General features: G+C 68.8%; 13 protein-coding genes and 1 pseudogene. 11 read left to right on the top strand and 3 right to left on the bottom strand.

Annotation, left to right across the window (positions count from 1 at the left end; translation table 11 throughout):
• Nucleotides 1–318: 318 nt before the first annotated feature.
• From ABZ079_RS30825 to serA, 4 genes are all read left to right on the top strand, one after another.
• Complete coding sequence (locus ABZ079_RS30825) at nt 319–2,169, top strand: acetolactate synthase large subunit (protein WP_356942721.1); 1,851 nt, start codon at nt 319–321, stop codon at nt 2,167–2,169.
• Nucleotides 2,170–2,189: 20 nt separating this feature from the next.
• Nucleotides 2,190–2,714: an acetolactate synthase small subunit gene (gene ilvN, locus ABZ079_RS30830; RefSeq protein ID WP_055708145.1), complete on the top strand. Its 525-nt coding sequence runs from the start codon at nt 2,190–2,192 to the stop codon at nt 2,712–2,714.
• A gap of 119 nt (nt 2,715–2,833) precedes the next feature.
• The gene (ilvC, locus tag ABZ079_RS30835) at nt 2,834–3,832 is read left to right on the top strand and encodes a ketol-acid reductoisomerase (protein WP_356942722.1); all 999 of its coding nucleotides are present in this window, start codon (nt 2,834–2,836) and stop codon (nt 3,830–3,832) included.
• A 225-nt stretch (nt 3,833–4,057) separates the two neighbouring features.
• The gene (gene serA, locus ABZ079_RS30840) at nt 4,058–5,647 is read left to right on the top strand and encodes a phosphoglycerate dehydrogenase (protein ID WP_356942723.1); all 1,590 of its coding nucleotides are present in this window, start codon (nt 4,058–4,060) and stop codon (nt 5,645–5,647) included.
• Between the two features lie 90 nt (nt 5,648–5,737).
• Here the strand turns inward: serA and ABZ079_RS30845 are convergent.
• Nucleotides 5,738–7,282, bottom strand: a pseudogene (locus tag ABZ079_RS30845) (MFS transporter); the annotation flags it as partial.
• A gap of 97 nt (nt 7,283–7,379) precedes the next feature.
• On the opposite strand from ABZ079_RS30845, the gene ABZ079_RS30850 reads away from it, so the two are divergent.
• A complete protein-coding gene (locus ABZ079_RS30850; protein ID WP_356942724.1) occupies nt 7,380–7,970 on the top strand; it encodes a TetR/AcrR family transcriptional regulator in 591 nt (196 codons plus the stop codon).
• A gap of 27 nt (nt 7,971–7,997) precedes the next feature.
• Here the strand turns inward: ABZ079_RS30850 and ABZ079_RS30855 are convergent, their stop codons facing one another.
• Nucleotides 7,998–9,278, bottom strand: coding sequence for a helix-turn-helix domain-containing protein (locus ABZ079_RS30855; RefSeq protein WP_356942725.1), 1,281 nt, complete (start codon nt 9,276–9,278; stop codon nt 7,998–8,000).
• Between the two features lie 163 nt (nt 9,279–9,441).
• Here ABZ079_RS30855 and ABZ079_RS30860 point away from each other — a divergent pair, with 163 nt between their 5' ends.
• The 4 genes from ABZ079_RS30860 (at nt 9,442) to ABZ079_RS30875 (ending at nt 14,803) form a co-directional block, all read left to right on the top strand.
• Nucleotides 9,442–10,368, top strand: a complete 927-nt coding sequence (locus ABZ079_RS30860) for a proline dehydrogenase family protein (RefSeq protein ID WP_356942726.1) — start codon at nt 9,442–9,444, stop codon at nt 10,366–10,368.
• Nucleotides 10,369–10,407: 39 nt separating this feature from the next.
• Nucleotides 10,408–12,039 carry an L-glutamate gamma-semialdehyde dehydrogenase gene (gene pruA, locus ABZ079_RS30865; protein WP_356942727.1) on the top strand — a complete coding sequence of 544 codons (1,632 nt, stop codon included), beginning with the start codon at nt 10,408–10,410 and terminating at the stop codon, nt 12,037–12,039.
• A 544-nt stretch (nt 12,040–12,583) separates the two neighbouring features.
• Nucleotides 12,584–12,724, top strand: a complete 141-nt coding sequence (locus ABZ079_RS30870) for a hypothetical protein (protein WP_356942728.1) — start codon at nt 12,584–12,586, stop codon at nt 12,722–12,724.
• A 684-nt stretch (nt 12,725–13,408) separates the two neighbouring features.
• Nucleotides 13,409–14,803 (top strand): hypothetical protein, encoded by a 1,395-nt coding sequence (locus ABZ079_RS30875; RefSeq protein ID WP_356942729.1) that lies wholly within the window; start codon nt 13,409–13,411, stop codon nt 14,801–14,803.
• Between the two features lie 705 nt (nt 14,804–15,508).
• On the opposite strand, the gene ABZ079_RS30880 is transcribed toward ABZ079_RS30875, so the two are convergent.
• Entirely contained in the window at nt 15,509–15,652 is a 144-nt protein-coding gene (locus ABZ079_RS30880) for a hypothetical protein (protein ID WP_356942730.1), read from the bottom strand.
• Nucleotides 15,653–16,150: 498 nt separating this feature from the next.
• Here ABZ079_RS30880 and ABZ079_RS30885 point away from each other — a divergent pair, with 498 nt between their 5' ends.
• On the top strand, nt 16,151–16,690 hold the full coding sequence (locus tag ABZ079_RS30885; RefSeq protein WP_356942731.1) for a GNAT family N-acetyltransferase: 540 nt from the start codon (nt 16,151–16,153) through the stop codon (nt 16,688–16,690).
• Nucleotides 16,691–17,178: 488 nt separating this feature from the next.
• Nucleotides 17,179–17,310, top strand: a complete 132-nt coding sequence (locus ABZ079_RS30890) for a hypothetical protein (protein WP_018569343.1) — start codon at nt 17,179–17,181, stop codon at nt 17,308–17,310.
• The last annotated feature ends 188 nt before the right edge of the window (nt 17,311–17,498 follow it).

Consider the following 17,498-nt stretch of genomic DNA (forward strand, 5'->3'; position numbering starts at 1 on the left):
ACACAGGGCACCGCCGTCTTCGGAGGCGGCGGTGCCCTTCGTTCACATAATGAGACTCCCGTCCCACCTACTTGACACGTGGTGCGTGCCGGGGGGAGGGTCAGTGCCATGCGCACCCGAATTCTCGTACTTGGACAGCGCGTCGGCTGAGCTGGGACGCACCGGAGGACGATCCGGAATCCCCAGCGACCTCACCGGCGCGCTCCCCTCGCTTGCCTTCCGGCACGAGGGGTTTTTTGTTGCACGAGCGCCGTTCGTGCAGCGCTTGAACTCCGCCCGAACCTCGCAAAAACCCTCAGCATCGAGAAGAGAATGCCGATGACCGAGCAGGCCACCGGGGCCCACCATCCGCAGCCGCGGCCCCGTTCCGGAGGACAGCAGTCCGCCCCCGTCGAGCACGTCACGGGTGCGCAGTCCCTCATCCGCTCCCTCGAGGAGGTCGGCGCGGACACGGTATTCGGCATTCCCGGTGGTGCGATCCTGCCGGCGTACGACCCGCTGATGGACTCCACCCGGGTGCGGCACGTCCTGGTCCGTCACGAGCAGGGTGCGGGGCACGCGGCCACGGGTTACGCGCAGGCGACCGGCAAGGTCGGTGTCTGCATGGCGACCTCGGGGCCGGGTGCGACGAACCTGGTCACGCCGATCGCGGACGCGCACATGGACTCGGTGCCGCTGGTCGCGATCACCGGCCAGGTCGCCTCGAAGTCGATCGGCACGGACGCCTTCCAGGAGGCGGACATCGTCGGCATCACCATGCCGATCACCAAGCACAACTTCCTCGTCACCAAGGCCGAGGACATCCCGCGGGTCATCGCCCAGGCGTTCCACATCGCCTCCACCGGCCGCCCGGGCCCGGTCCTGGTCGACATCGCCAAGGACGCCCTCCAGGCGAGGACCACCTTCTCCTGGCCGCCGGTGATGGACCTGCCCGGCTACCGCCCGGTGACCAAGCCGCACGCCAAGCAGATCCGCGAGGCGGCCAAGCTGATCACCTCCGCCAGGCGGCCGGTCCTCTACGTCGGCGGCGGTGTCCTCAAGGCACAGGCCACCGCCGAGCTGAAGGTCCTCGCCGAACTCACCGGAGCGCCCGTCACCACCACCCTGATGGCGCTCGGCGCGTTCCCCGACAGCCACCCGCTGCACGTGGGGATGCCGGGCATGCACGGTGCGGTCACAGCCGTCACCGCGCTGCAGAAGGCCGACCTGATCGTCGCCCTCGGTGCCCGCTTCGACGACCGCGTCACCGGCAAGCTGGACAGCTTCGCCCCGTACGCCAAGATCGTCCACGCCGACATCGACCCGGCCGAGATCGGCAAGAACCGTGCCGCCGACGTGCCGATCGTCGGCGACGCCCGCGAGGTCATCGCCGACCTGGTCCAGGCCGTGCAGAAGGAGCACAGCGAGGGCCACAAGGGCGACTACACCGCCTGGTGGAGCGACCTCAACCGCTGGCGCGAGACCTACCCGCTCGGTTACGACCAGCCGGAGGACGGCTCCCTGTCCCCGCAAGCGGTCATCGAGCGCATCGGGCAGCTCGCCCCGGAGGGCACGATCTTCGCGGCGGGTGTGGGCCAGCACCAGATGTGGGCCGCCCACTTCATCCAGTACGACAAGCCGGCCACCTGGCTGAACTCCGGCGGTGCCGGGACGATGGGTTACGCGGTCCCGGCCGCGATGGGCGCCAAGGCCGGCCGGCCGGACCGGACGGTCTGGGCGGTCGACGGCGACGGCTGCTTCCAGATGACCAATCAGGAACTGACCACCTGCGCGCTGAACAACATCCCGATCAAGGTCGCCGTCATCAACAACGGTGCCCTGGGCATGGTCCGCCAGTGGCAGACCCTCTTCTACAACCAGCGTTACTCCAACACCGTGCTGCACAGCGGCCCCGACGACATCAACCCGGAGGCCAAGGGCACGCGCGTGCCGGACTTCGTGAAGCTGTCCGAGGCCATGGGCTGCGTGGGCCTGCGCTGCGAGCGTCCGGAGGACCTGGACAAGGTCATCGCCGAGGCGAACTCCATCAACGACCGCCCGGTCGTCATCGACTTCATCGTCCACGAGGACGCGATGGTGTGGCCGATGGTCGCCGCAGGCACCTCCAACGACGAGATCATGGCCGCCCGGGACGTCCGCCCCGACTTCGGCGACAACGAAGACGACTGAGCGAGGAAGAGCAACCAGACATGTCCAAGCACACGCTCTCCGTCCTGGTGGAGAACACGCCGGGCATCCTCGCCCGGATCGCCGCCCTGTTCTCCCGCCGCGGCTTCAACATCGACTCGCTCGCGGTCGGTGTCACCGAACACCCCGACATCTCCCGCATCACCATCGTCGTGGGCGTCGAGGACCTGCCGCTCGAGCAGGTGACCAAGCAGCTCAACAAGCTCGTCAACGTGCTGAAGATCGTCGAGCTGGAGCCGGGTCAGGCCGTTCAGCGCGAACTCGTTCTGGTGAAGGTCCGCGCCGACAACGAGACCCGCTCCCAGATCGTGGAGATCGTCCAGCTGTTCCGCGCCAAGACCGTCGACGTCTCCCCGGAGGCCGTGACGATCGAGGCCACCGGATCGAGCGAGAAGCTGTCCGCCATGCTCAAGATGCTGGAGCCGTTCGGCATCAAGGAACTGGTCCAGTCCGGCACGATCGCGATCGGCCGTGGCGCCCGTTCGATCACGGACCGGTCGCTGCGCGCTCTCGACCGATCTGCGTAAGGCTGAATACGGGCGGTCGGTGAGTCGCCGCCCGCCCGTATGCCGAGACCCTCGAACTTCCCCTCCCTCACCGGCATACGGTGGGACGCACAACCTGCACACCAAGGAGAGAACCCAAAGTGGCCGAGCTGTTCTACGACGCTGACGCCGACCTGTCCATCATCCAGGGCCGCAAGGTCGCGGTCATCGGCTACGGCAGCCAGGGCCACGCCCACGCGCTGTCGCTGCGTGACTCCGGTGTCGACGTCCGCGTCGGTCTGCACGAGGGCTCCAGGTCCAAGGCCAAGGCCGAGGAGCAGGGCCTGCGCGTGGTGACCCCGGCCGAGGCCGCCGCCGAGGCCGACGTCATCATGATCCTCATCCCGGACCCGATCCAGGCCCAGGTCTACGAGGAGTCCATCGCCCCGAACCTGAAGGACGGCGACGCGCTGTTCTTCGCCCACGGCTTCAACATCCGCTTCGGCTTCATCAAGCCCCCGGCCGGCGTCGACGTCGCCCTGGTCGCCCCGAAGGGCCCGGGCCACCTGGTGCGCCGTCAGTACGAGGAGGGCCGCGGCGTCCCGGCGATCGCCGCCGTCGAGCAGGACGCCACCGGAGGCGCCTTCCCGCTGGCCCTGTCGTACGCCAAGGCCATCGGCGGCACCCGCGCCGGTGTCATCAAGACGACCTTCACCGAGGAGACCGAGACCGACCTGTTCGGCGAGCAGGCCGTGCTGTGCGGTGGCACCTCCGCCCTGGTCAAGGCCGGTTTCGAGACCTTGGTCGAGGCGGGCTACCAGCCCGAGATCGCCTACTTCGAGTGCCTGCACGAGCTGAAGCTGATCGTCGACCTCATGTACGAGGGCGGCCTGGAGAAGATGCGCTGGTCCGTCTCCGAGACCGCCGAGTGGGGCGACTACGTCACCGGCCCGCGCGTCATCACCGACAGCACCAAGGCGGAGATGAAGAAGGTCCTCGCGGAGATCCAGGACGGCACCTTCGCCCAGAACTGGATGGATGAGTACCACGGCGGTCTGAAGAAGTACAACGAGTACAAGACGCAGGACTCCGAGCACCTGCTGGAGACCACCGGCAAGCAGCTGCGCAAGCTGATGAGCTGGGTGAACGAGGAGGCGTAAGCCTCATCACAGGGGCCGGGGCGGACTGCTCCGGCCCCTGTTGTCCACCCCGTCCAGCCACGGACGGGTGATCCTTCCGCGGAGGCGCAATACGACCTCCGCCACGCCACTAGACTGCTGCACAACACGCGTCAGGCCCACAGCGTCGTGCGTCTTCCGCGGCTAGCCCCTCCACCGCCTGCGGCCGTCGGGACGGCCGTCCGCATTGGACTTGTGAGGACTCACGTGAGCTCGAAACCCGTCGTACTCATCGCTGAAGAGCTGTCGCCCGCGACCGTCGACGCGCTCGGCCCGGACTTCGAGATCCGGCACACCAACGGAGCCGACCGAGCCGAACTGCTCCCCGCCATCGCCGACGTCGACGCGATCCTGATCCGTTCCGCCACCAAGGTCGACGCCGAGGCCATCGCCGCCGCGAAGAAGCTCAAGGTCGTCGCACGGGCCGGCGTCGGCCTGGACAACGTCGACGTCTCCGCCGCCACCAAGGCCGGCGTCATGGTCGTCAACGCCCCGACCTCCAACATCGTGACCGCCGCCGAGCTGGCCTGCGGTCTGATTCTCGCCACCGCCCGCAACATTCCGCAGGCCAACGCCGCGCTGAAGAACGGCGAGTGGAAGCGCAGCAAGTACACGGGCGTGGAGCTGGCCGAGAAGACGCTGGGTGTCGTGGGCCTGGGCCGCATCGGTGCCCTCGTCGCGCAGCGCATGTCCGCCTTCGGCATGAAGGTCGTCGCCTACGACCCCTACGTGCAGCCCGCGCGGGCCGCGCAGATGGGTGTCAAGGTGCTGTCCCTGGACGAGCTGCTCGAGGTCTCCGACTTCATCACCGTTCACCTGCCCAAGACCCCTGAGACCCTCGGCCTGATCGGCGACGAGGCGCTGCGCAAGGTCAAGCCCGGCGTGCGCGTCGTCAACGCGGCCCGCGGCGGCATCGTCGACGAGGCGGCGCTGTACGCGGCGCTGAAGGAGGGCCGGGTCGCCGGCGCCGGCCTCGACGTGTACGCGAAGGAGCCCTGCACCGACTCCCCGCTGTTCGAACTGGACCAGGTCGTGTGCACCCCGCACCTGGGCGCGTCCACCGACGAGGCCCAGGAGAAGGCGGGCATCGCGGTCGCCAGGTCCGTCCGCCTCGCCCTCGCCGGTGAGCTGGTGCCGGACGCGGTGAACGTCCAGGGCGGTGTCATCGCCGAGGACGTCAAGCCCGGTCTGCCGCTCGCCGAGCGCCTCGGCCGCATCTTCACCGCGCTCGCCGGTGAGGTCGCGGTCCGCCTCGACGTCGAGGTCTACGGCGAGATCACCCAGCACGACGTGAAGGTGCTGGAACTGTCCGCGCTGAAGGGTGTCTTCGAGGACGTCGTCGACGAGACGGTGTCGTACGTCAACGCCCCGCTGTTCGCGCAGGAGCGCGGTGTCGAGGTCCGCCTGACCACCAGTTCGGAGTCGGCCGACCACCGCAACGTGGTGACCGTGCGCGGCACGCTGGGCACCGGCGAGGAGGTGTCGGTCTCCGGCACGCTGGCCGGCCCCAAGCACGTCCAGAAGATCGTCGCGGTCGGGGACTACGACGTCGACCTCGCGCTCGCCGACCACATGGTCGTCCTGCGCTACGAGGACCGTCCGGGCGTCGTGGGCACCGTCGGCCGCATCCTCGGCGAGGCGGGCATCAACATCGCCGGCATGCAGGTCGCCCGTGCGACGGCGGGCGGCGAGGCGCTGGCGGTGCTGACCGTGGACGACACGGTGGTCTCCGGCGTGCTGGCCGAGCTCGCGGCGGAGATCGGGGCGACGTCGGCCCGGTCGGTGAACCTGGTCTGAGGTGCCGTCCGGGGCTGCCGCCCCCCATACAGCCGTGAACGCCGGACGGGCTGGGATCTCTCAGCCCGTCCGGCGTTTTCGTCTGCCCTACTTCTCGTTCTTCCCGACCTCGATCCGCCGCAGGGTCACCGCCGCTCCCGCCGCCGCCAGCGCCAGCGTCACCGCTCCGGCGATCGCCGCCCCGTGCATCCCGCTGGTGAAGGCCTCCCGAGCCGTGGCGAGCAGCGTCTCGCCGGTGCGGCCGGGCAGGTGGGCGGCCGTGGCGAGGGCGCCGCCCAGGGTCTCGCGGGCCTCGGCCGGGGCCGTGGCCGGCATCTCGTGGCGGTAGACGGCCGTGCCGATGGATCCCAGGACCGCCATGCCGAGGGCGCCGCCGAACTCGGCGCTGGTCTCCATGAGGGAGGAGGCCGTGCCCGCCCGCTCGACCGGGGCGCTGCTCATGATCACGTCTGTCAGCAGGGACATGATCGCCATCACCCCGCAGGCGAGCACGCCGGCCGCGGCCAGCACCAGCCACAGGGAATCGGTGCCGGCGAAGGCGAACAGTGCGTAACCGGCCGCGGCGACGGCGAAGCCGCCGGCGACGACGTACGCGCGGTTGAGGCCCCGCTGGACCAGCTGGGTGGTGAGCGGTGCGGCGACCCCGATGAACACCGACGGGAGCAGGCTCCACAGCGCGGCCGCCAGGGGGCTCTTGCCGAGGACCGACTGCAGGTACTGCGTGGTGAAGATGGCGGAGCCCATCATGCCGAACGTGTTGACGAGGGTCAGGACCAGCGCCGGGGTGAAGCCGTGGCCCCGGAAGAGGGCCGGCGGGATCAGCGGGGAGCCGGCGGTGCGCTGCCGGTGGACGAACAGGGCGGCGAAGAGCAGGCCGACGGTGATCGAGACGACGTACAGCGGGTGCCAGCCCTCGGAGGGGATCTCCTTGAGGCCGTAGATCACGGGGAGTACGGCGGCCATCGACAGCGGGACGCTCACCCGGTCGAAGCGTCCGGGCTCGGGGTTCTTCGACTCCGGCAGCAGCACGGGACCGAGGATCAGCAGCAGTGCCATCGCGGGCAGGTTGACCAGGAAGACGGAGCCCCACCAGAAGTGCTCGACGAGGATGCCGCTCATCACCGAGCCGAGGGCCACACCGCCCGTCATCACGCCGGACCACAGACCGATCGCCTTCGCCCGCTCGGCGGGATCGGTGAACATCGTGCGCACCAGGGCCATCGTGGACGGCATCAGGGTCGCGCCGCCGATGCCGAGGATGGCACGGGCCGCGATCAGGGTCTCCGCGCTGTTCGCGTAGGCCGCGAGGAGCGAGGCGGCGCCGAAGGCCGCGGCGCCCATGAGGAGGAGCTTGCGGCGGCCGACGCGGTCGCCGAGGGAGCCCATCGTCATCAGCAGGCCGGCCAGGACGAAGCCGTAGATGTCGAAGATCCACAGTTGCTGGGTGCCGGTCGGCCGCAGGTCGGCGCTGATCGCGGGGGTGGCGAAGTAGAGGACCGAGACGTCCATCGAGACCAGCAGCAGCGGCAGCATCAACACGGCGAGCGCGGTCCACTCACGGCGTCCGGCGCGGGTGGGGGAGGTCGGGGGTGCGGTCGGGGACGCGGTCGGGGTGGTGCTCGTCGGGTTCGTCATGACAGGAAACGTACAGGCGTCTTAAACGTCTGTCTAGAACGCTTGTATAGGTCACTTGTCTAGGACGGTCGTATGGACCGCGGGTAGGCTGGCCGGCATGGGACACCGTGAGGATCTGCTCGAAGGCGCCAAGCGCTGCCTGCTGGAGAAGGGGTTCGCGCGCACCACGGCGCGGGACATCGTGAAGGAGTCGGGCACCAACCTGGCGTCTATCGGTTACCACTACGGCTCGAAGGACGCGCTCCTGGCGCAGGCCTACGTGTCACTGGTGGAAGGGCTGTCCGATGCCTTCACCGGCGAGGCGAACTCAGGTCTGAGCGCCGCGCCGGGCTCCCTGGAGCGCTTCCGGGAAGTGTGGTCCAACGTCATCGCCACCATGCGGGAGCCCGGCTCGCTCTGGCGGCTCAGTGCGGAGATCGCGGTCATGGGCGACCAGTTGCCCGACGTGCGCGACCATCTCGCGCAGGCCCAGCGGGAAGGTTCGCGCGGGTTCGTCGCCCTCATGACGGGGGTGCCGGAGGAGGAGGTCACGGAGGACGCCGTGGACACGCTCGGCAGCTTCTACACCCTCCTGATGACGGGCCTCATCTTCCAGTGGTCCTTCGCCCCGCAGACCGCCCCGGACGCCGATCGGCTCACCGAGGGACTGCGCCGGGTGATCGAGGCCACCGGCCCGGCCGGCCGCTGACGTACCGCCCCCGTGCCCGGGGGCCGGTCACAGCCGCGCCCGCTTCAACGTCATGTGCAGCAGCAGCCGGTCCTCCCCGTCATCCAGGTCGAGCCCGGTCAGCTGCTCCACCCGGGACAGGCGGTAGTACAGCGTCTGCCGGTGGATGCCCAGCTCGGCGGCGGTGCGGCCGGCCTGTCCGGCGCAGTCGAGGTAGACCTCGGCGGTGCGGGCCAGCTCCCGGTGGACGGGGGAGAGCAGCGGGCCGACCACGGGATCGTGCGCGGACTCCGGGGGCAGTGCGGTCAGCAGCCGGTACGGCCCGATGCGCGCCCACTCCGCGACAGGACCGAACCGCGGCTCGGCCAGCGCGGCGCGCGCGGCGGCCCGTGCCTCCTGCCAGACCGTGCCCAGCTCGGCGAGACCGGTGCGGGGCTCGCCGAGCCCGGCGGCGAACCCGGCAGTCCCGCCGGCCCCCGCGGGCCCGCCGAACCTCGCGGCCACGGCGGCGGCCGTACGCGCCCCGGTTCCCCGCGACTTCGCTCCCCCCGCCCCCTCGGCCTCCTTCAGCAGCCGGCCGGCCGCCGTGAGCGCGGGTGTCACCACGTCCGTGCTGCGCAGCCGTACCAGGACCGCGAGGGTCAGGCCCGTCGCCCCCCACGGCAGTGTGCACAGCGCCGTCGCGTGCGGGATCGTGCGCGGGGAGGGGGCGTCGTCCGGGTCGGCTGAGGGCCAGGGGGCGAGGCAGACCAGGGTGTGCGGGCCGTCCGCGCGGGGACCGAGGGCGGTGCGCAGTTCGGCCACGGCCATGTCACGCTGCCAGCCGCGTTCCGCGGTGAGCACCGCCCGCAGCTCCCGGCTCAGCCCGGCCCCGGCCTCCGCCTCGTCCGCGAGCAGCGCGCCGATCCGGTCCGCCACCCGCATGGCGGCCGCCAGCTGTGGGTCCGTGGGCCCCGGGTCGCCGTCCAGCAGCCAGACATAGCCGAGGACGACACCCCGGTGGCGTACCGGCAGACAGATACGGCCGCGATACACCCCGGCCTCCGGGCTGGGCGGGATCCGCACCGGCCCGGTCGCGCGCGTGATGCCGAAGCCCTCGAACCAGGCCCGGACGGTCGCCGTGGAGCGCCGGGTCAGGATCGAGCGGGTGCGCACCGGGTCCAGCGCCGACGCATCCAGCTCGTCCTCGCTGTCGTACGCGCCGAAGGCGATCAGCTCGAAGTCCCGGTTCTCCAGGGTCGCCGGAACGCCCAGCAGCTCCGAGATCTCGTCCACGAGCTCCTGGTAGTCACCCCTGTAGGCCGCCGTCACGCGGGCATTCTCCCGCATTCTCCGCCGCCTTCATACATCTGTCTGAGATCCCGTACACGGATGCGTGACAGCTGTCGATGGCTGACGATCGGAGAGATCCTTAGGTTTCACGGTGGTTCTCCGTGTCGTACCCGAATCGTCGGGTGACGGCCGTTTCGGTGCTTGTCTGTGGAGGTGCCCCGTGCTGGGTCCCGTGATTCTCGCCGCGTCGCGCAGCGACCGGATGCGACGCCTGATCTCGGCGGCCCCGGTGACCAAGCAGGTCGTCGACCGCTTCATCCCCGGCGAGACCGCCGACGACATCGTGCCGATCATCCAGGAACTGACGGCCAAGGGCCTGGAGCTGACGATGGACGTCGTCGGCGAGGACATCACCACCCCCGAGCAGGCCGCCCACGCCCGGGACGCCTACCTGGAGCTGATCGACCACCTCGAGGAGCTGGGGTTCGGCGAGCGGGTCGAGATGTCCGTCAAGCTGTCCATGTTCGGGCAGGCGCTGGAGAACGGCCACGAGCTGGCCCTCGCCAACGTCCGCCCGGTCGTCGAGGCAGCCGCCGCCATCGGTACGACGGTCACCCTGGACGCCGAGGACCACACCACCCTGGACTCGATGTTCGCCATCCACGAGGAGCTGCGGAAGGACTTCCCGCAGACCGGCTGCGTCATCCAGGCCTACCTCTTCCGCACCGAGGCCGACGCCCGCCGCCTTGCCGCGTCCGGCAGTCGCGTGCGCCTCGTGAAGGGCGCCTACAAGGAGCCCGCGGAGGTCGCCTACCAGCAGAAGCAGGAGATCGACAAGGCGTACGTCCGTATCCTCAGGACACTGATGGAGGGCGAGGGCTATCCGATGATCGGGTCCCACGACCCGCGCCTGATCGCCATCGCCCAGGAGCTGGCCCACAAGGTCGGCCGTAAGCTCGACGAGTACGAGTTCCAGATGCTGTACGGCATCCGCGGCGAGGAGCACCTGCGGCTGGCCGCCGAGGGCCACCGCATGCGTGTCTACACCGCCTACGGAACCGACTGGTACGGCTACTTCATGCGCCGTCTCGCGGAGAAGCCGGCGAACCTGGGCTTCTTCCTCCGCTCGATGATCAGCAAGGGCTGAGCCCGAACACCCGCTCACGTACAAGGAGTTACGGATCTCATGGACGCTGTGACCCAGGTCCCCACCCCGGTCAACGAGCCGGTGCACGGCTACGCCCCCGGCTCGCCCGAGCGCGCCCGCCTCGAGGTCAAGCTCAAGGAGCTGGCCGAGAACCCGATCGACCTGCCGATGACCATCGGCGGGGAGAAGCGGATGGGCGGCGGCGCGCCGTTCGAGGTGGTCCAGCCGCACAACCACAAGGCCGTCATCGGCACCCTGCGCAACGCCACCCGGCAGGACGCGAAGGACGCCATCGACGCGGCCCTCGCCGCCGCGCCGGCCTGGCGCGCGATGTCGTTCGACGACCGCGCCGCGATCATCCTGCGCGCCGCCGAGCTGCTGGCCGGACCGTGGCGCGAGACGATCGCCGCCTCCACCATGCTCGGCCAGTCGAAGACCGCCCAGCAGGCGGAGATCGACACCCCCTGTGAGCTGGTGGACTTCTGGCGCTTCAACGTCCACTACGCCCGCCAGATCCTCGCCGAGCAGCCCCCGGCGAACTCCCCGGGCGTCTGGAACCGCCTCGACCACCGCCCGCTGGAGGGCTTCGTCTACGCGATCACGCCGTTCAACTTCAGCGCGATCGCGGGCAACCTGCCCACGGCCCCCGCCCTGATGGGCAACGTCGTGGTCTGGAAGCCGTCCCCGACCCAGACCCACGCGGCCGTCCTCCTCATGCAGCTGCTGGAGGAGGCGGGCCTGCCCAAGGGTGTCATCAACCTCGTCACCGGTGACGGTATCGAGGTCTCCCAGGTCGCCCTGGAGCACCGCGACCTCGCGGGCATCCACTTCACCGGTTCGACCAAGACCTTCCAGTACCTGTGGAAGACGGTCGGTGCCAACATCGAGAAGTACCGCTCCTACCCGCGTCTGGTCGGCGAGACCGGCGGCAAGGACTTCCTGGTCGCCCACCCGAGCGCCGACCGCGCGATCCTCAAGACCGCCCTCACCCGGGGTGCCTTCGAGTACCAGGGCCAGAAGTGCAGCGCCACCTCCCGCGCCTACATCCCGGCCTCCATCTGGAACTCCGGCTTCAAGGAGGAGTTCGCGGCCGAGGTCGACTACCTGACCATGGGTGACGTCACCGACCTGTCGAACTTCATCGGCGCCGTGATCGACGACCGTTCCTTCGCCAAGAACAAGGCCGCCATCGACCGTGCCAAGGAGGACCCGACCTGCACGATCGTCGCGGGCGGCAGCTATGACGACTCGGTCGGCTACTTCGTCCGCCCGACCGTCATCGAGTCCACCGACCCGGAGAACGAGATCTTCCGCACCGAGTACTTCGGTCCGATCCTCGGTGTGTACGTCTACGAGGACGACAAGTACGACGAGATGCTGACCCAGATGGAGTCGGTGTCGGACTACGCCCTCACGGGTTCGGTCATCGCGGGAGACCGCGCCGCGGCCGCGTACACGATGGAGAAGCTCCGCTTCGCCGCGGGCAACTTCTACATCAACGACAAGTCGACCGGCGCCGTCGTCGGCCAGCAGCCCTTCGGCGGCGGCCGCGCCTCCGGCACCAACGACAAGGCCGGCGCCCCCCAGAACCTCCTGCGCTGGACGCTGACCCGCGCCATCAAGGAGACCCTGGTCCCGCCGACCGACTACGGATACCCGCACATGGGCTGACCAGCCAGCCCCCACGGCCGCGGGCCGGGAAGCCTGACATCCGAGCGGGCTTCCCGGCCCGTCACCCACTCCGGACGCGTATCGCCACAGGCGCGCGCGGTCGCAGCCGATGACGGGGTACGGCTGTGGGCGGAACGCTCGGGTGGTGAAGGCGACCCGCTGGTGTGGTGCCACGGCGGGCCGGGGCTGTGGGACATGTCCGCCGACGTCCGGGCTGCCGGCCGGTGTGACCCCGATGGTCCGCCGCGACCAGCGCGGCTGTGGCCGCTCCGTGCGGTGTGACGGGCCGTGGACGAGCGAGCGGTTCGTAGCGGATCTGCATGCCGTACGACGGCACTTCGGGCGGGAGCGGACGGCGCTGCTCGGGCGCTTCCCGGGCGCGCGACTCGCATTGAGCTCTGCGCTCGCCCACCCGGAGCTGGTCAGCGGCCCGTGTGGGTCTCCGGTACCCGCATCGGCCCGGACGCCGACTGGTACCCGCCTACCAGGCCAACTTCCTCGCCGGGCTCGGCGACCACTCCGAACGCCTGCCCGGTGGCGCGAGTTGACCGACCGCGCGGAACGCACGGAGGACGAGGAACGGGAGCGGACCGTGCTGCAGTGGTCCATCGAGTTCGAGGACCGGGAGCGCGCGCTGGAGCCGGCCCGACGCATGGCCGATCCTTGGTTCGCGATCAACTCGTGATCACGTTGGGCAGGGCCTGGCGGCGGTAGTCACTTGCTTGGGGTCGGGCCTGGTGGCGCGTCGCCAGTGGGACCAACGGAGCCGGTGGGCTGTGTCGGGACGCGCTGAGCAATGAGGGTGGTGCCGGGTCCGGTTGGTTCTCGAGGTGAGCCAGGCCGTCGGCGTGCACTTCGGAGACGGGGCGCGCTCCGGCTGATCCGGGCTCAGATGCCGCGCAGGCGTTCCTCCGGAGAGGCTGCCTCCGGCGGGAGGTTCTCGGCCAACCGCGTCGCACCGCGGCGGCCGGGCCTCGGCGAAGACGGCAGATACCAACTTCGCCAAGCCACCGATGCCGCAGAGCAGCTCCGCCTCGCATGGAAGAGCGGATCCGACACGAACTGAGTGCCGCCCGGCCCCGGCCCTACGCCCACCAACCGCCAGCAGGTTGTCCGGTCGTCAAGATCACGATCTACCGCTGGAGTACTGGGCGACGAACCTCATCGCCGGTCCCCGAACGGCCGGCTTCACAGGCACAGCGCGGCGGCTCCCGAACGGTAGCCTGCCTGTGGCCCGGAACCTCAGTCCTAGCCAACGCCCAAAGAAATTACGCCAGTTCGATTCGTTCCGTGTTGATTTGAAGCCCGCTCGCCGGTAGTCCTTGTGTTCGATCAGGCAAGATCAACGCCAAACGAACCGGGGGCATGCGTGCAGCGCTTTTTCCTGGGCTCGAAACGCCGGTTGGCGACGGGCCTATCGACAGCAGCGGTCCTATCGCTGCTGGCTCCTCTCACTTCTGCACAAGCGGATGAGGGCCAGCACGCCCAACAAGTGGAAGGGTACGTCCAGCCCATCGGATCGGAGCCCCTGACACTGTCCGAGCTTCGGGGTCCCGACGGTATGCGTCGACTCCATGCCCTACAGGACAAGGAGTCATCACTTCCTCTTCTTCCGCGCGAGACGGTCGGCCAGGCGCGATCCTTCGCGCCCCTCTCGCAAAAGGCGTCGGCGCAGTCTGAAGGCATCGACCGCGGGAAATCATCCGCCGTATCTCTTCCCGAGCCTTCTCACGGTATGGAGCTGCAGGAGTGCATCAAGCATCTGGGCTCCTCAAAGTTCTACGTGAAATCTAGGTATGCCGTCTGCTCGGGCCAAACGTTCAGTCAGGTATGGATCAGGGATGGAGATCCGGTCGGTACCAGTCAGTTCGACGTGATCGTGATCGGCACCATTCCCAAGGATAGCCGAACCATGACCGCGACGTACTACTACACCGGCTTCACCGCCGCAGGAATCAACGCGGCGCGGCAACTGGGTATCACGACCAAAGCATCGATACCCAAAACCTGGCCGTCTAGGGTGAAGATAATCAAGGGTGGTGACAAACTCCCGAAGACGAAAACGTGGCAAGAGCTGCTGGACGGGCGAACGATCCACCAAACAATCAACGTTCCTTCCGGGCAGACAGGGACGTCGGGTCCCAAGACCCGCTTGATCGCGTCGGTTTACCAGCCGAGCATTTCGCTGAAGGACCCGCCTGGTTGGACGAGTCCGGGACTCGGCGGTGACATTTTCATGTTGCCTCCGCGCTGGGATCAGGCCACATACCTGCCGAAGTCGGCCGGCGCCGCTGTCTTCAGCGTGCTCACCTCGCTGAGGTACCACACCGCCAGTAGCGCCCCGGAACATGAAGTAGCCTCGCACATCAAGAAGGCCTACACAAAGCCCGGACAGACGAGGCCCCCTTTCAGCAGGAAGAAGCTTCCCGGGAAGACGTCCAGCGCTCCTCTAACTCGCCTCTACTGGGATGGTAAGCGGCGGGAAAAGATTCGCAACCGAGCGGTCTACAACTGCACCAAGTATTGGGGGCGAGACTACTCGAAGGGCGGTAAGAGAGAATGCGATGAGTTTCCCTTCGCATCCACGTACGAAGGTGCGGCCGGATCCGTTTACAATCCGCGCCAGGACCCGCTGAACTTCAGCGTAATGCCCGTTTCCAAAAAAAGTAACGGAGCCGCGGGCAACCTGCTTCTCCAGTACTACAAGTTGAACCGCATCATCGATGGCCCTGATGATGGTTTCATGGTGAATATCTCCTCTTAGAGAGTTTGAGGCCGGGCCAGCCGATGAAGCGATTGGGGCTTGGGCTGGCCCGTACAACCCTGCTCCGGGCCTATGGCTCGGCCGGCCAAAACTGGATGACGTAGCGTTCCACACCTTGCGGAACGCTGTGCCGCGCAAGCGCAGCCACTTCCTTGCGTCCGGCGCACAGAGCCCTTACCGCCCAGGTGGCAGGCTTCCTCGACAGCTCAACCGGGATGTCATCGGTCATCGGGCCCCCCATGCTCCAAATGCGCAACTGCCCCGACTCGCAACGGAGCTTGGCATCCGCGATCTCGTCCCAAACACCGGATGGGGCAGGTGAACTTGGGAGAGGGGGTTCTCCATCCCATTCCTCTACGACTAGATCCGCCCTATGGGTGTGGCCGGCGCTCGTGAAATCCAAGCGTCCTGCAAGGGGCGTGAGGAACGCGCCGGCTTCGAATCCGTCCGGAAAAGTGTCAGGAACGTAGTCGTCATCCCAGTCTTGAAGTGCCCACCCGTAGAACTCCACGCCCACCGGCACAGCCAGTCGCCTCACCTGCTCAGCCATTAAGCCTCCTCGCGTACGGACCATCGCCGCGAAGATATCGGAAAGCATCTGCCCCTTGGCTGTCATCCGGGCGGATGGCCGGATGCTTGACGGCTTTGGCCGGACAGGCCATCAGGTTGGACATGGCAGGTGCGGCAGCCGGCGCACCGCAACGTCTACGTAACCTGCACAGCAGTGTCGTCCAGCGCGAACTGCAGCGGCAACTCCAGCACGCCGTACGGAATATCCGGCAACGTGGTGTACCGCGCCTTCACACCGAGCGGCACGCCGTAAGCCCCGAACACGTCGACATGGCGCACCAGGGCCGGCTTGGTCGAGGTCGCCTTGGCGCTCGGTCATGAGCGCGGAGATGGCGTCGACGAGTACCGCCCTCGGGACCTGCGTCGGGCCCCGAAGTCCGGATGGGCCACCAACTTCGACGTCACCGGCAACGCCCACGGTGAATCCCACCCGGCAATCATGGCTCTCTGGCATGGGCGTACGACCCATCGGTCGCCACGACCGGCACGGCACTGACCAACGGCATGATTTACATGGCCAAGTGCCCGAAGCGATAATGCGCTCCCGCCGCACCTGCCCCGCGTACGACGAGGACGCCGGCTACGTCATTCGCACGTCCATCGGCACGTGTCAATCCTGCGATCGCGCCCTCCAAGACCCCCCACCGGCGAAGAGCGCGCACAATCGCCAGAACGTCGAGAAGGGTCATCAGCGCGACCTCTGCCGCATGCCGGCGCGAGCAGAACACGGGCGGTTCCGCAGTGAGATCCGGCGGGGTCGGATGCCACACTGGCGGCATGGCCCCTCACCTCCGTCTGGCCCACACCGCCGACCTCGAACCCGCCGAACTCCGTTCCGTGCGCGCCCTGTTGAACGACGCGTTCGACGGGGACTTCTCCGAGGGGGACTGGGATCACGGACTCGGCGGGATGCATGTGCTCCTCCATGACGACGCCGGGCTCGCCGCACACGGGGCCGTCGTGATGCGCCGTGTCCGGCACCGCGGACGCTGGCTGCGCACCGGGTACGCGGAAGCCGTCGCCGTACGGGCCGACGTGCGGCGGACCGGGCTCGGCGGCCGGGTCATGGCCGAGCTGGAGCGGGTGATCGACCGGGCCTACGACCTCGGCGCGCTGTCCGCCAGCGACGAGGGCGCCCTGCTATACACCGCCCGGGGCTGGCAGCGGTGGAGCGGCCAGGTACACGTCCTCTCCCCGGACGGGATCGTGCGGCTCCCGGAGGAGGAAGGGGGCGTGTATGTGCGACCCGCGCTCGCCGGCCCCCTCGACCCCGCCCACGACCTGGTCCTCGACTGGCGCGACGGGGACGTCACCTGACGGCGTGCCGGGCCGTGTGGACCACGATGAACCCGTCGACCGTCCCGTCCGCCGTCGGCGCCCCGCCGCGCAGGCGCGGAACGGCGACGTCGTGCACCTCCTCCCGGGCCTCCCCTGCCGGCGGATCGTGCCGACCCGCACGGGTATGCCGGCAGCGGGGCGTCCGGCTCGCGGCCGCGCCCGTCATCGCGTGGTGACAGGCACCTCGGAGCCGGGTGGCCGGACCACTCCCGGCGTACGAAAGCACAGCTCAGAGCGGTGTGGCACAGTCCGTCGTCTCAGATAGTAGGAAGTCCGAGTAATTGTGCAGACAGAGACGGCCGGCTCCCTTAGCTTGGTAGGAGCCGAACGTCTCGCTCGATCCAGCGAATGGCGGTCGTGAGCCGGGCCCCGTGCAGGCAACCCCTGCGGCCGATGCTCCCCGCCCCTTCCGGCGTCTCGAAACCCCTCAATGCCGTACTCCACGTTTGCCGAAGGAGTCGATTTCCATGGCCGAGACGACCGTCCGCCGCCGAGTCCGCCACGCGTCCCGCACGAGCGAGTCCGACCGCAAGAACGCCGCCGCCGCCCTCCAGCGCGCCCTCGACCGCCGGGACAACGGCGGCGAGACCGGCCACTGAGCCACGGTGCCGGGGCGCCACCGAACCGGGAGCCGCACCCGCACGGGGTGCGGCGCGGCCTCACCCGCCGCGCCGCACCCCGAAGCGGTCAAGCCGCCGCCCGTCGCGCCCGTCCCGCATAAGGGGGAACGCCGGGCGGCCGACTGCACCGGGACGCCGACACGGTGTCCGCATGGCGGACAGGGCAT

The sequence above is a fragment of the Streptomyces sp. NPDC006314 genome (assembly GCF_040613075.1).
In the GTDB taxonomy this organism is placed as follows: domain Bacteria; phylum Actinomycetota; class Actinomycetes; order Streptomycetales; family Streptomycetaceae; genus Streptomyces.

What these genes read in the sequence shown, in the direction of transcription:
- ABZ079_RS30885 (WP_356942731.1), top strand. Translation starts at nt 16,151, where the DNA reads ATGGCCCCTCACCTCCGTCTGGCCCACACCGCCGACCTCGAACCCGCC.
- ABZ079_RS30825 (WP_356942721.1), top strand. Translation starts at nt 319, where the DNA reads ATGACCGAGCAGGCCACCGGGGCCCACCATCCGCAGCCGCGGCCCCGT.
- ABZ079_RS30850 (WP_356942724.1), top strand. Translation starts at nt 7,380, where the DNA reads ATGGGACACCGTGAGGATCTGCTCGAAGGCGCCAAGCGCTGCCTGCTG.
- ilvN (WP_055708145.1), top strand. Translation starts at nt 2,190, where the DNA reads ATGTCCAAGCACACGCTCTCCGTCCTGGTGGAGAACACGCCGGGCATC.
- pruA (WP_356942727.1), top strand. Translation starts at nt 10,408, where the DNA reads ATGGACGCTGTGACCCAGGTCCCCACCCCGGTCAACGAGCCGGTGCAC.
- ABZ079_RS30890 (WP_018569343.1), top strand. Translation starts at nt 17,179, where the DNA reads ATGGCCGAGACGACCGTCCGCCGCCGAGTCCGCCACGCGTCCCGCACG.
- ABZ079_RS30855 (WP_356942725.1), bottom strand. Translation starts at nt 9,278, where the DNA reads ATGCGGGAGAATGCCCGCGTGACGGCGGCCTACAGGGGTGACTACCAG.